This window comes from Brevibacillus sedimenti (assembly GCF_020923495.1).
Classification (GTDB): Bacteria; Bacillota; Bacilli; order Brevibacillales; family Brevibacillaceae; genus Brevibacillus; species Brevibacillus aydinogluensis.
Map to the genome: position 1 here is coordinate 2,771,988 of NZ_CP064048.1, position 13,742 is coordinate 2,785,729.

Sequence of the window (13,742 nt, forward strand, 5' to 3'; positions counted from 1 at the left end):
CCTACTCGTGAAATCCGTATTGTTTAAAGATTGCCTTGCCTTTGTCACTGGTCACAAACGCAAGAAACATCCTGGCGGTGTCCGCCTGACGGGAGGCGGCAATGACGGCGGCCGGATAGTCGATCGGGTTGTGCCACTCCGGTTCGGCTGCGGCGATCACCTTCACCTTGGGCGAAATGGCCGCATCGCTCGCGTAGACGATGCCGGCTTCGGCGTTGCCGGACTCGACATAGGTCAGCACCTGGCGCACGTCGCTGGCAAAGACCAGCTTGTCCGACAGGTTGTCCCACATCTTCAGGTGTTCGAGCGTTTCTTTGGCGTAGCGGCCGGCCGGGACGGTCGTTGGTTCGCCGACGGCGAGATGCTTGACGGCATCATCGCCCAGCTCTTCAAATGAAGAAAGCGCCAGCGGGCTGGAAGCCGACGAGATCAGTACAAGCTCGTTTTTGGCAAAGTCAACGCGCGTGTCCGTGACAATCAACTGTTTCTCTTCCAGCCTGTCCATATCCTGTTTGCTGGCGGACAAAAAGACGTCGGCGGGAGCGCCCTGCTCGATTTGGGAGGCCAGCTTGCCGGAACTGCCAAAGTTATAGCTAATCGCCACTCCGGGATGTTCGCGTTCAAACGCAGTTTTCAGCTCATTCAACGCGTCGGTCAGGCTGGCGGCAGCCGAGACCATCAGTGTCGTTTCCGCCGGCTTGGCCGATGGCTGCTGCGGGGCGGTTTGCTGGTCTGAGGTCTGCGCACCGCACCCGGCGGCCCACATCATGCAGAGTGCCGCAAGGATGGCCGTCAGTTGTTTTTGCATGATACGACCTCCTGAGTTGTGTTTCGTTATATGTAGTAATAATTAGTTATAATTAGATTATCTGAATGATTTCAATTGATCAATTGCAAACATGTGAATAGTAAACGAAAATGGAGAAAGACAAGTCAGCAATTGATCCGGGAGGCGGCGATGAACGACGACATTTCTTACACGACTGAAGAAATTGCCAAGATGCTGCGAATCTCCAAACTGACCGTGTACGATTTGATCAAAAAAGGGGAACTGCCCGCGTACCGCGTCGGCCGGCAGATGCGGGTGGACGCGTCCGATCTGGAAGCGTACAAGGCGAGAGCAAAAGGAGTATCCGGCATGGCAGCGGCGGTTCCGAGCGCTTCGGCGCCTGTGACGCCCATGCAGCGCAGCGCCTGGCCGCAGGGAGCGCAGCACGTTCGTCAGGTTATCATCAGCGGTCAGGACGTCAGCCTTGACATGCTGGCGAATCATCTCGAACGCAGAGGCAAAACGATGCGGCCGCTTCGCGCTTATGCGGGCAGCATCAACAGCCTGCTGGCGATGTACGCAGGTGAGGCGGATGTCGTCAGCACGCACCTGTTCGACGGCGACACCGGGGAATACAACACGCCGTATGTGCGGCGGATTTTGTGCGGATACCGCTACGTGATCGTCAATCTGCTGTCCCGCTGGGCCGGTTTTTACGTCCGGGCGGGCAACCCGAAGCAGATAGTCGACTGGACCGATTTCGGCAAACCCGGGGTGCGCATGGTGAACCGGGAAAAAGGGTCAGGAGCACGCACCCTGATCGAAGAACAGCTCCGGCTGCACGGCATCGCCGGACGGGACGTGGCTGGATACGACAGGGAAGAGGCGAATCACCTCGCTGTGGCCGCAGCAGTAGCGAGGGGGGAAGCGGACGTCGGCGTGGGGATCGAAAAGGCTGCCCGGATCGTCGGAGTGGAGTTTTTGCCTGTAATTCGGGAGCGGTACGATCTGGTCATCCTGAAAAACGCGGAAAACGAGGAGCTGATCCAGATCGTGCGGGACATTTTGCGATCGGCATCGTTTCGCGACGAACTGGCTGCGATCGGGGGGTACGATTTGACCTACACGGGCGAGATCATGTACGAGACGTGGTAATGACCCATAACAGCCGCAGCGAGTAAGCGCGTCCGCTGTTATGAATGGGGTGTCGCTGCATGCGGGCCGCTGTCATGTAGCTGTGTTGTGGCAAGATTTTCTATTCAGCCCTGTCGAGATTTGCTACAATAAATTGGATAAGCTTTGCGACGAAATAACATCGTGCTTGTCGCTTATGAGTCGGGGGCTGACATGAAACCATTGCACAAAACGAGCTTGTTGATCTGTTTGACAATTTTGATCGTTTTCGCTTCGGTCGGGGTGATCGCCAAGTGGCCTGTGCTGGCGCCGTTTTTCATAAACAACGCGACAGTGACGGCAGGGGCGGGAGCTGATCCGTTCGCCTACAATCCGCCGCTGCCCTCCTATGTGAAAGATCTGCATCCGACCTATACGATTCGTGCTGAACTGAATACGACAAAGGCGATGATTGCTGGAAGTGTCACGGTGGAGTTCGATAATCCGCGCACGCCGGATCTTCGCCTGTTCATCTACGACTATCCATGGAATCTGATGACGATCAAGGAGATTCGCGCCGGGGACAAGCCGCTTACATTCGAACGGCGCCAGGCGGTTGTCCATCTGACCAATCCGTTCGGTTCGGCGAAGCGGGGGAGCTTGACGGTCACTTTTGAGAATCCCGTTCCCCGCCGCGGCACCCGTTTTGGGGTAAAGGACGACATCTGGACGCTGACCACCTGGTATCCGATGCTGGGTGCGATGGACCAGCGCGGCAATTGGTACACTCCGCCGCAGCGGGTCAATTTCGGCGATCCGTTCGTGTACCATTACGCTGATTACGACGTGTCGTTTGTGTCGCCAAAGGGCTTTCAATGGGTGAGCTCCTGGGGAAGGGGAGAGACCAAGCCGCTGGCCGGCAACCGGCAGGAAGTGCGGTACCGCGGCAGCCGCCTGCTCAATTTTGCGTTGGTGGGCAGCCCGCGCTACCATGTGGAGACGATCACCTTTGCGCCCAATTTGACGGTAGACATCGCGTCTGTGGACAAGGGCAACATCGAGCGGATCAAAGCGATCGCCCGGTCTGTGTTTCCGGTCTATACAGAATGGTACGGCCCGCTGCCGTATCCCCGGGTGGCGATTGCCGAGACCGGCACCGGCACGACGTATGCGATGGAGTACGCCAACATGGCGGTGTTTAAGCGGGACATGCACCACAACAATCTGATCGAGCACTGGCTGCCGCACGAGGTGGCCCACATGTGGTGGTACAACAGCGTCGCCACGCTGGAAGCGGTGCACGGCTGGTTGGACGAGGGGCTGGTGGAAATGAGCGTCTATCACTATCTGCAGCACCGCTACGGTTCCCAGAAGGCCGCCGCCCTCCTGTCATCGTACAGCCGCGACGCGGACAAGTTGAAGCAGCTCTATCCGTCCGGCCGATTGGGCAAGCGGCTCAACCAGTTTGCCGGTGAACAGGAGTTCCACTGGACCTGGTACTCCAAAGGGGCGCTGTTGTACGACCACCTGCGCAGGCAGATCGGCGACGACGCCTACAAACAATTCCTGCAGCGCGTGCAGCGCACCTACCACGGCAGTGTTATCGGTCCGGAGCACCTCGATCAGGCGCTGGGCCAGGTGCTGAAAGGAGAAGCGCGCTACTTCGTCCCCAATGTCCGGACGGAAAACAAGGCGCCCTTGCGTCAGGTGGAGCTGGAACCGTATGTGACGACCATCGTGAACGGGACGAGCTTTTACCCATCCGTTCCAGCGAGGGTGAAAAACGGGACCGTCTACCTCCCGCTGCGCGAAGTGGCGGAACGGATGGGGTATCGCGTCAGTTGGTTGCCGGACAAGCAGGCGACGATGGTGCAGGGCAGAGGGCATCAGGTCGTGCTCAAACAGGGCCAACGCGTTGTTGAACGGGACGGCCAGCGCGTCGATCTGGGGCAGCCGCTGCTGGAAATCGCCGAGAAGACGATGGCGCCGCTCACCTTGTTCAGTCAGGGGCTTGGCGCGCAGGTTTCCTATGACAAAGAGGCAAAGACCGTGACCTTGCAGTGACGTTGCGGACAGTCATCTACGACTACGAAAGGCAGGAGACAGCCGATGACATACGGAAATGTGATTTTCGTCGGATTCATGGGAACAGGGAAAACTACGGTGGGGAGCGCGCTGGCTAAGGATCTGGGCATTCCGCACCGCGATTTGGACGAGGCGATCGCAGAGCGGGAGGGATGCTCGATTCCCGAGCTGTTCGCTACAAAGGGAGAGCAGTACTTTCGGGACGCGGAAAGCGCCATGTTGCGGGAGCTGCTGCAAGAGAAGCCGCAGGTGCTGACCACCGGAGGGGGAGCGGTGCTTCGTCCGGAAAATGTCCGGCTCATGCTGAGTGAGGGAACGGTGATCGCCTTGTCTGCAGCGGAGGAGGAACTGATCCGCCGCCTGGCAGGAGATACCGGCCGTCCGCTCATCGCCGGCGACATGGCGCAACGGGTGCGGAGACTGTTGGACGAGCGGAAAGGGGCGTATGATTTTGCCCCGATTCAAATCGACACAACCGGCAAGGACGTGTCCGATATCGTGGCGGAAATACGCGGAAGGATGGTTGAAAGCGGCCTGATCGGGAGAGACTAGGGGAAGAAAGCGCTCCGCCTTCACGGCAAACGGCGCGGAAACGTGCGTATGAAGGAGGCACGTGTGATGTCGTTTCAGGAGTATTTAAAGTACCTGACCCGCTTGTTTGTGCAGTATGTGGAGACCCCGAAGGAAGAGCGGCGGCGGCGAAAACAGCCGCGCGAGGCCTGGTCCACGCGCTGGTTCGGGGCCATCCCGATGTCAATCAAGCTGTTATGGCGCAAATAATCCCAGCCGGATGGAGGTAGCATATGGCGAGAGTGGCAGTGGAACGTTCCCTTACCCATATCCGCAAAATGCTGCGTGACAACGGGTACGACGTGGTGGATCTGGGCAACTGGCAAAACATGGTGGACGCCATCGTGATCACCGGCCAGGATGTCAACGTGCTGAACGACCAGAGCAAAACCATATCCGGTGCTCCGGTCATCAACGCCGCTGGCATGACTCCCCAGGAAGTGTTTCATGCGGTACACACCCGACTGTCGCCCATTGAGCATAGCTGACGGTGCTGACGGGGCAGTTCCCCAATCAGGCGTTGAAACGGACGCGGCGAGCTGATCCCATACAGCACACAGCCGCCCAGACAACAAGCTCTCTGTCGGTTCATTCCGGCAGAGAGCTTGTTTTGTGTGCGCCGGTATCAACAGCATGAAACTGTCCCACTTTCATCGCGTATGCGTAGGGAACGAAGCGCAGCCCCTCGTCCCAGACGCCGACGTATGCCGCGCGGCCGTTCCACAGATGCAGCGACTGCACTGCAAACGGTGCCAGCACATTGGAGTGGTGGAGCGGCACAGTAAGCGTTACCGGGCCGGCGGATGTTTTTTGCCAGAGGTCTGTCCAGGTCAGCTGACGCCTGTTGGACGTGTCGGTCAGCCAGTCAATCCGGTCAAACGGGTCCTGTACTGCACCGGACAGCACGCGGGCAGCAGTGAGGACTTCTTCCGGGCGAACCAGTTCGGCTTCAGACAGCGTGGTGATCACCGGCGGGCCGGCAACAGCGGATGCGGGGTACGTTTCGCCCGTCTTGGCGTCCACCAGTTCCCGCTGCTCTTGACGCGCGACCAGCCAGTGGGAGGCGAATCCGTCATAGACCGGTTCCGCCGCCACTGCGCGCGGGGCAAACGCGTCGTCGAACAAAATGTATTCGCCTACGCCGTATTCCAGCAGCACAAACGTCGGCTGTGTTCCGGAAGCGGGGGATTCGCCCACCACCATGTAACCCACCTGTCTGCCGTCTCGCGTGATGCTGACCAGCCACTGATGTTGGTTGGCACCGAGCGATTGAGCATCGATTTGGGCGTTTTTCCAGTCGCGGAAACTGGGATCCCGCTCGATGATCGTGTTCATCCACTGCTGAACCTGCGTGTGAAAACGCTTGTCCCAATCCGTCTCTTCGGCGTGCGTGACGGCCGGCCACGCGATCGCGAGCGCACAGAGCAGTGCGCATACGGATCGGGTCATTTTACTGGCCACAAGCATGCACCACCTTTTGTACAAGGCTTCTTGGTACCTATTGTAACCAGGTTGACGAAAAAGATTTGTTGCTATCTGTCTCTTTGCGATCGTTTTTTCTCGCACTTCTTTTACAGAATTCGCCTGTTTTTGGCGGGAGGCGCGGACTGGAGGTAAAACAGCCCGCCATTGATAAACTGCACCTCGATGCGAGGCTCGTACTGCCAGTGCAGTTCGTCCATGCGCCGCTGCTTTTCCTCTTCCGGCGTGCTGCTGCGCCACTCTGTCTGGTCGATCTCTTCGCGCGGCGTTTCGGGTATGCCGTTGGCACGCAAAAAGTCCAGGATGCGGCCGCCGCTGCTCTGCGGCTCCTCCCGGGCTGCAGACGGTTCGGTCGCAGGTTGGACGGTGGGCGGTGCAATATGGACAGGGGGAGCCGGGACAGATTGGTTCACCTGAGCAGCTTCTGTCGCCGTCTTCGCCAGAACGTCCGGCAAAGAGAGAGCATGTGCTTCACTGCCGCCGCTTTTCCCGCTGTCCGAGGATTCGTCACCATCCGCCGCGCCGCTGTCGCGCTCGCGGCTTTCCGCTTCACGGGAGACCAACTCGGCATAGTACGCTTCCAGAATCTGCAACTCTTCATTGAGCCGCTGCCGCGCTTCCTCTGCCCAGCGTCCGTCCTCTGCGTCCAGCAGGCGGCGGGTCTCCCGTTCGGCAATGGCGGCGGCCTCTGTCAGAGAGAGGCGTCTTTCCAGCGTGTAGCAGTAATCCGGGATGGACGGGGCGAGCGACAGCTGCTGCAGAAACGGGTAAAAGTCGGTTACGATCTGGGGCTGGTGCAGGTTGATCCCGAAATGGAGCAGCATGTCCCGCTTTTTGTCGCAAATAAAGGAGACTTTCCAGTTCAATCCCAGCCAGGGAACGAGCGGGGTGGTGCGCCGGCCGCCCGGTCGGGGGGATGCGGTTTGTTCGTACATGCAGACGAAACTTCCGTGCTTGCGGGCGGATTGAAAGATCTGCTGCAGACGGCCCGCGCCGAGATGGAGGTGCTCCGCTCGCAGTCCCTCCGGCTTCCGCTCGCTGTCAAAGTAAAACGTGAGCACCATGGGCTGGTAGGGCAGATTCATTTTCTCCACCCAGGTCCAGTAAAACGGTCTATTGCCGATATCTTTGTCCACCTCGACCGGCAGCTTTACGGTCAGGTAGTCGGGATGCGTCTCCATAATATGGGCGGAAAAGGCGGCCAGGTAGCGTTCTGTAAATCGGCGTATCTGCTCTTGCTCCATGCATCGTTTCCCTCCCGTCTGACTATAAAATGCTGGCCGGCAGCCGCGGCCAATCACCGGGATCGGTTAGTGTTCCGCCACATCGGGCAGAGCGTCCCGCGACCGGTTTGCCTCCCGGATCGCGCGAATGGCCTGGCTCATGTTGTCCAGCTTGACGGCCATTTCCCTCTCGGAGCGGGAGTCCATGATGATGCTGATGAGATTTTCTTCCAGTGTCTGATTCAGATTGAGCCGCTCCACGATGTCGTCCAATTCACCGATCACCATTTCAAACAGGTCGATTTTTTCATAGAGCAGGTTGAGGATGTGCTGTTCAATGGTGCCGACGGTGGACAGGTTGTAGATGTGGACGTCCCGCTGCTGCCCCAGCCGGTGGACGCGGCCGATCCGCTGTTCCACGCGCATCGGGTTCCAGGGCAGATCGTAGTTGATCACCTGATTGCAGAACTGCAGATTGATCCCTTCGCCGCCCGCCTCGGTGGCGATCAGCACCTGTGCCCGGTTTTGAAACAGGTCGGTCATCCAGTCTTTTTTGCTCCGTTTAAATCCGCCGCGAAACGGCACAGAGGTAATCCCGTGTTCATGCAGGTACTTTTGCAGATAATTCTGCGTCGCCCGGTACTCGGTGAAGATGATCACCTTGTCGTTGATTTCCCGGATCAGTTCCACGGTTTTTGCCGCCTTGGAGTGGGTCTCGATCCGCTTGATCAGCTCCACCAGCTCCATGATCTCGGCTCTTGCCGGGGAGTCCTCCGGGGTGCGCTGGTGCATGTTGTACAGCGTCATGAACGCCGCTTCCCGGCTGGAGCAGACCTCTCGCTGCAAGGTGATCAAGGCGAGCGAGTTGAAGCCGCCCGTCCCGGAGTGATACTGTTCCTTGACAAAGCGGGTGACCCCGTCGTACAGGGCCTTTTCCTCCGGCGACAGCACGATGGGGATGGACCGTACCACGCGGTTGGTAAACTGGATGCCGCCGTCGCTTCGCTTGTTGCGGATCATCACCTTGTCCAGCTCGTGTTTGAGTTGCTCGTTGTTTTTCGCCTGTCGCTTTCCTTCCACGTAGTTGGTGGCAAACGTGCTGGTGTGGCCAAGATGGCCCGGCTTCAGCAGGTTGATCAGGTTGTACAGCTCGTCCATCTCGTTCTGGATCGGCGTGGCAGTGAGGAGCAGGCAGTATTTTTTGCGGATTTCCTTGACGAACTGGTAGTTCCGCGTCCGCTTGTTCTTCAACTTGTGCGCCTCGTCAATAATCAGCATGTCGTAGTCGATGTTCAGCACGTGGCGGCGGTGCGGGTCGCGCTTGGCCGTGTCGATCGAGGCCACCACCACGTCGTACTGCCGCCACATGTACTCTTTTTTCTGCGCGATAGCGGGGATGCCGAACTTCTGGTTCAGCTCCTTGGTCCACTGAATGACCAGGGAGGCGGGGACCAGCACGAGAATCTTCTTGGCCAGGCCGCGGACCATGTACTCCTTCATGATCAGTCCGGCCTCGATCGTTTTGCCCAGCCCCACTTCGTCGGCCAGGATGGCCCGGCCGCGCAGCTCGTTCAACACGCGTTCTGCTGTTTTGAGCTGGTGCGGATAGGGTTTGAGGGAAGGCAGATACTTGAGGCATTGGAGCTGGTCGAACTCGCGCACAAGCATGGCTTCTTCCGCCTCCAGGGCCAACTGGAACAGTTCCCATTTGTCCCAAGGGCCGTCCTGCCGCATGCGCTCCGTAAGCAAATCAATCCATTTCATGTCAAACGAGACAGGAATATTCGTCATTTTTGCACCTCATTACTAAATGATGCCATTTATCATATAAGTCATGCGCTAATTGTTAACAATATTTGTCCTCGAGAAAAAATTGTTAACGAAATCGTGAGTTGAATGTCAATTTGCATATTTTCAAAAAAGCACGCTCGTGGTAGGATAAACGTGTAGGTTTGTTGTTTAGTATGGAATCAATTGAAAAAGTTATGTATGGCCCAACATCCAACGCGAATGATAGTAGAAGGGAGAGACTGTCTTTAGACAGCGCCGAAGGAGCAAGCCGGCGACGGTGAATCTCTCAGGCAAAAGTACCTCTACTTGACGCATCTCTGGAGAGAGCTCGACAAGAGCCACCAACGGGGAAACTTGCCAGCTGTGCCGGTTGGCCCGCTTCGGCAAGGTAACTCTCAGGTACCAAGGACAGAGGGGAGACATGGGGGCGCCGTCTTCTTTGGCGTTTTCCGATTCTTCCGCTCTGTCCTTTTTTGCGTTCGTGAACGCGTCCTTATGAACGATCGCTCACGTTCCGGACGCAAGGCGACTCCGGGTTGCTTGGGGCCAATCGGTTTGCGGCAAAGAGCCCGGGCGATCGTCGGAGGCTTTGCCGGCTGTGTTCAGCTTTACAACAAACAGTTCATTCGGTTCAGGAGGTGCCTCATGTCCACTTTGAAACGCACGCCGCTCTTCCCGATTTACGAGAAGTACGGGGCGAAAACCATCGACTTCGGCGGCTGGGAGCTGCCGGTTCAGTTTTCCAGCATCACTCAGGAGCACGAAGCGGTGCGGACGAAGGCAGGATTGTTCGACGTATCCCACATGGGGGAAGTGGAGGTAAAAGGGGAGCGGGCGCTGGAATTCCTGCAGCGCGTGACCACCAACGACGTCTCCAAACTGGTGCCGGGCCAGGCGCAGTACAGCTTGATGTGCTATCCGGACGGCGGAACGGTGGATGATCTGCTGGTGTACAAATTTGCCGACGATCACTACCTGCTGGTGATCAACGCGGCCAACATCGACAAGGACTATGACTGGCTTTCCCAGCATCTGATCGACGGCGTCACGATCGAAAACGTTTCTCCGCAAACAGCCCAGATCGCCCTGCAGGGGCCGCTGGCGGAGTCCATCCTGCAGCGGCTGACACCCGTCGACCTGTCGCAGATCGGCTTCTTCCGCTTTGAACGGGATGTGCTGATTGACGGTGTGCCCGCGCTCGTCTCCCGCAGCGGGTACACGGGTGAAGACGGCTTCGAGATTTACCTGGACGCTGCTCACGCCATCCAGGTATGGGAGAAACTACTCGAGACAGGCGCAGCGGACGGCCTGGTGCCGTGCGGACTGGGGGCGCGCGACACGCTCCGCTTCGAGGCAAGGCTGCCGCTCTACGGTCAGGAACTGAGCAAGGATATTACGCCGATCGAGGCTGGTGTCGGATTTGCCGTCAAGGTGGACAAAGACGTGCCGTTTATCGGCCAGGAAGTTTTAAAGGCGCAGAAAGAACAGGGAGCGCCCCGCAAACTGGTCGGGATCGAAATGATCGACCGCGGCATCCCCCGCACGCATTATCCGGTGTTTGTCGACGACCAACAGGTGGGGGAAGTGACGACCGGGACCCAGTCCCCGACGCTGAAAAAGAACGTTGGGTTGGCTTTGGTCAAAGCGGAATTCGCTGCCATCGGCACGAAGCTGGATGTGGAGATACGCGGCAAACGTCTCAAGGCGGAAGTCGTGGCCACGCCCTTCTACAAACGGCCGAAAAACTGACGTAAGAATCGCAAGCGTGGAAAAGGAGGACCTCGCACGTGAAATACCGTTACCTGCCGCAGACTGATCAGGACAAGCGCGAAATGATGGAAGCGCTGGGCATTTCCAGCGTGGATGAACTGTTTGCCGACATCCCGGAAGAGGTGCGTTTCAAAGGGAATCTGAACATCCCGGAAGCGCTCTCTGAACCGGAACTGGTCCGCTACTTCCAAGGGCTGTCCAGCAAGAACGTCAACTTCAGCACCCACGTCAACTTCCTGGGTGCCGGCGTGTACGAGCATTACATCCCCAGCGTCGTCAACCACATGCTGCTGCGCGGCGAGTTTTTCACCGCCTACACGCCGTACCAGCCGGAGATCAGCCAGGGGGAGCTGCAGGCCATCTTTGAATATCAGACGATGGTGTGCGAGCTGACCGGGATGGAGGTGGCCAACTCTTCCATGTACGACGGTGTCACCGCGCTCGCCGAAGCGGCGATGATGGCGGCTGGCCACACCGGCAGAAAAAAGGTGGTCGTCTCCCGTGCCGTACACCCGGAGGCGCGCAGCGTGCTGAAAACGTACGCCTACGGACAAGGCGTGGAGCTGGTCGAAGCGGGCTTCACCGGCGACGGCGTGACCGATCTTGCCGAACTGAAAGCGCTGGTTGACGACCAGACTGCCGCAGTCATCGTGCAGTACCCCAATTTCTTTGGCGCCGTGGAAGACCTGGCGGCGGTCGAACCGATTGCGCACGAAAAAGGGGCGCTGCTGGTCGTTTCTGCCAACCCGCTCTCCCTCGGTGTACTGGAAGCTCCAGGCAAGCTGGGAGCCGACATCGTCATCGGCGACATGCAGCCGTTTGGCATCCCGGCTTCGTTCGGCGGACCGCACTGCGGCTACTTTGCCACCACGTCCAAGCTGATGCGTAAAATGCCGGGACGCATCGTCGGCCAGACGAAGGATGAAAACGGCAAACGCGGGTTTGTGCTGACCCTGCAGGCGCGGGAACAGCACATCCGCCGCGAAAAGGCAACCTCCAACATCTGCTCCAACCAGGCGCTCATGGCGCTGGCTGCGTCGATCACGCTGTCGGCACTGGGCAAGCAGGGCGTGCAGGAGATGGCGATGATGAACCTGCAAAAAGCTCACTACGCCAAACAGGCGCTGCAGGCAAAAGGATTCCGGATTACCTTCGGAGCGCCGGTGTTCAACGAATTTGCGGTGGAGCTGTCCAAGCCGGTCGCAGAGGTGAACAAGGCGCTGCTCGCGAAGGGCATCATCGGCGGGTACGATCTTGGACATGCCTATTCGGAACTGTCCGGCCACATGCTGCTCGCTGTCACGGAGCTGAGGACGAAAGACGAAATCGACACGCTGGTGCAGGAACTGGAGGCGATCACACGTGCATAACGACAAGGACAAAGCACTCATTTTTGAATTGAGCAAACCAGGCCGCGTGAGCTACAACCTGCCGGCGCTGGACGTGCCGGAAGTCGACGTGGCCGCGCTGCTGCCCAAGCATCTGATCCGCGAGACGCCAACCGAACTGCCGGAGGTGTCCGAACTGCAGCTCGTGCGTCACTACACCGAACTGTCCCGCCGCAATCACGGGGTGGACAACGGCTTCTACCCGCTCGGATCGTGCACGATGAAATACAATCCGAAAATCAACGAAGATGTGGCCCGCTATCCGGGCTTCGCTCAAACCCATCCCTATCAGCCGGAAGAAAGCGTCCAGGGTGCTCTGGAGCTGATGTACAACCTGCAGAACGACCTGGCGGAAATCACCGGGATGGATGCGGTGACGCTGCAGCCCGCAGCGGGAGCGGCCGGCGAGTGGACCGGGCTGATGATGATTCGCGCGTACCACGAGAGCCGCGGTGACCATCAGCGCACGAAAGTGATCGTGCCCAACTCCGCCCACGGCACCAACCCGGCTTCCGCAGCGGTCGCTGGCCTGCAAACCGTGACGATTCCGTCCGACGAGCGCGGCCTGGTGGATATTGAAGCGCTGCGCCAGGCAGTCGGTCCGGACACGGCGGCGCTGATGCTGACCAACCCCAACACGCTCGGCCTGTTTGAGGAAGATATCGTGGAAATGGCGCGGATTGTCCACGAAGCGGGCGGTCTGTTGTACTACGACGGGGCCAATGCCAACGCGATCCTGGGCATTGCCCGGCCGGGCGACATGGGCTTTGACGTCGTCCACCTCAACCTGCACAAAACCTTTACCGGTCCGCACGGCGGCGGCGGTCCCGGTGCCGGTCCAGTCGGGGTGAAAAAAATTCTGGAGCCGTTTTTGCCAGCCCCGATCGTGGGCAAAAAAGCAGACGGCACGTACTACTGGGACAACGACCGTCCCCAGTCCATCGGCCGCGTAAAAGGCTACCACGGCAACTTTGGCATCCTGGTCCGCGCCTACGCCTACATCCGCACGATGGGGCCGGAAGGGCTGCTGCAAGTCTCGCAAAACGCCGTGCTGAACGCCAACTACATGATGAGAAAGCTGGCGTCGGCCTACGAGCTGCCGTACGACCGCGTCTGCAAGCACGAATTTGTCCTCTCCGGCGTCCGCCAGAAAAAACTGGGCGTCCGTACGTTGGACATCGCCAAGCGTCTGCTTGACTTTGGCTACCACCCGCCGACGATCTACTTCCCGCTGATCGTCGACGAATGTCTGATGATCGAGCCGACGGAGACGGAGACAAAAGAAACGCTCGATGAGTTTATCGAGGTCATGCTGAGAATCGCCCGCGAGTGCGAAGAAAACCCGGAAATCGTTCAGGAAGCGCCGCACACCACGGTGGTCAAGCGCCTCGACGAAGCGACGGCAGCACGCAAGCCGATCCTCCGTTACCAGCCGGAACAAGCATAACCGATTGAAACCGCCCGTTTTTTTCGGGCGGTTTTTGCGTTGTCCACATACGGATTGCGAGCAGGAAGACTCCCGACAGATTGCGAACATCTGCGAACATCACA

At 58.6% G+C, this 13,742-nt stretch carries 12 protein-coding genes and 1 riboswitch; of the genes, 8 read left to right on the forward strand and 4 right to left on the reverse strand.

Features of this window, described 5'->3' with window-relative positions; all coding sequences use genetic code 11:
• Window position 1: 1 nt before the first annotated feature.
• Window positions 2-808, reverse strand: a complete 807-nt coding sequence (gene modA, locus IRT44_RS13585) for a molybdate ABC transporter substrate-binding protein (RefSeq protein ID WP_230076836.1) — start codon at window positions 806-808, stop codon at window positions 2-4.
• A gap of 150 nt (window positions 809-958) precedes the next feature.
• On the opposite strand from modA, the gene IRT44_RS13590 reads away from it, so the two are divergent.
• The 5 genes from IRT44_RS13590 (at window position 959) to IRT44_RS13610 (ending at window position 5,025) form a co-directional block, all read left to right on the forward strand.
• Window positions 959-1,924: a substrate-binding domain-containing protein gene (locus IRT44_RS13590; RefSeq protein ID WP_230076837.1), complete on the forward strand. Its 966-nt coding sequence runs from the start codon at window positions 959-961 to the stop codon at window positions 1,922-1,924.
• Between the two features lie 192 nt (window positions 1,925-2,116).
• Window positions 2,117-3,946 (forward strand): stalk domain-containing protein, encoded by a 1,830-nt coding sequence (locus tag IRT44_RS13595; protein WP_212132357.1) that lies wholly within the window; start codon window positions 2,117-2,119, stop codon window positions 3,944-3,946.
• Between the two features lie 45 nt (window positions 3,947-3,991).
• Complete coding sequence (locus IRT44_RS13600; RefSeq protein ID WP_212132358.1) at window positions 3,992-4,519, forward strand: shikimate kinase; 528 nt, start codon at window positions 3,992-3,994, stop codon at window positions 4,517-4,519.
• A 66-nt stretch (window positions 4,520-4,585) separates the two neighbouring features.
• On the forward strand, window positions 4,586-4,747 hold the full coding sequence (locus IRT44_RS13605) for a YqzE family protein (RefSeq protein ID WP_171565646.1): 162 nt from the start codon (window positions 4,586-4,588) through the stop codon (window positions 4,745-4,747).
• A 23-nt stretch (window positions 4,748-4,770) separates the two neighbouring features.
• Window positions 4,771-5,025: a YkuS family protein gene (locus IRT44_RS13610; RefSeq protein WP_212132359.1), complete on the forward strand. Its 255-nt coding sequence runs from the start codon at window positions 4,771-4,773 to the stop codon at window positions 5,023-5,025.
• Window positions 5,026-5,125: 100 nt separating this feature from the next.
• Here the strand turns inward: IRT44_RS13610 and IRT44_RS13615 are convergent, their stop codons facing one another.
• The 3 genes from IRT44_RS13615 to IRT44_RS13625 form a co-directional block, all read right to left on the reverse strand.
• Window positions 5,126-5,998: a hypothetical protein gene (locus IRT44_RS13615; protein WP_409978420.1), complete on the reverse strand. Its 873-nt coding sequence runs from the start codon at window positions 5,996-5,998 to the stop codon at window positions 5,126-5,128.
• Window positions 5,999-6,108: 110 nt separating this feature from the next.
• Window positions 6,109-7,263 (reverse strand): YqhG family protein, encoded by a 1,155-nt coding sequence (locus tag IRT44_RS13620; protein WP_230076839.1) that lies wholly within the window; start codon window positions 7,261-7,263, stop codon window positions 6,109-6,111.
• A gap of 66 nt (window positions 7,264-7,329) precedes the next feature.
• Window positions 7,330-9,033 (reverse strand): DEAD/DEAH box helicase, encoded by a 1,704-nt coding sequence (locus tag IRT44_RS13625; protein WP_171565643.1) that lies wholly within the window; start codon window positions 9,031-9,033, stop codon window positions 7,330-7,332.
• A 219-nt stretch (window positions 9,034-9,252) separates the two neighbouring features.
• Window positions 9,253-9,345: riboswitch (glycine riboswitch) on the forward strand.
• Window positions 9,346-9,678: 333 nt separating this feature from the next.
• On the opposite strand from IRT44_RS13625, the gene gcvT reads away from it, so the two are divergent.
• The 3 genes from gcvT to gcvPB are packed head-to-tail and all read left to right on the forward strand — an operon-like array spanning window position 9,679 to window position 13,638.
• Window positions 9,679-10,782 carry a glycine cleavage system aminomethyltransferase GcvT gene (gene gcvT, locus IRT44_RS13630; RefSeq protein WP_171565642.1) on the forward strand — a complete coding sequence of 368 codons (1,104 nt, stop codon included), beginning with the start codon at window positions 9,679-9,681 and terminating at the stop codon, window positions 10,780-10,782.
• A gap of 38 nt (window positions 10,783-10,820) precedes the next feature.
• On the forward strand, window positions 10,821-12,173 hold the full coding sequence (gene gcvPA / locus IRT44_RS13635; protein ID WP_230076840.1) for an aminomethyl-transferring glycine dehydrogenase subunit GcvPA: 1,353 nt from the start codon (window positions 10,821-10,823) through the stop codon (window positions 12,171-12,173).
• The gene (gene gcvPB / locus IRT44_RS13640) at window positions 12,166-13,638 is read left to right on the forward strand and encodes an aminomethyl-transferring glycine dehydrogenase subunit GcvPB (RefSeq protein ID WP_171565640.1); all 1,473 of its coding nucleotides are present in this window, start codon (window positions 12,166-12,168) and stop codon (window positions 13,636-13,638) included. Before gcvPA ends, gcvPB begins: the two co-directional genes overlap by 8 nt.
• Window positions 13,639-13,742: the final 104 nt, after the last annotated feature.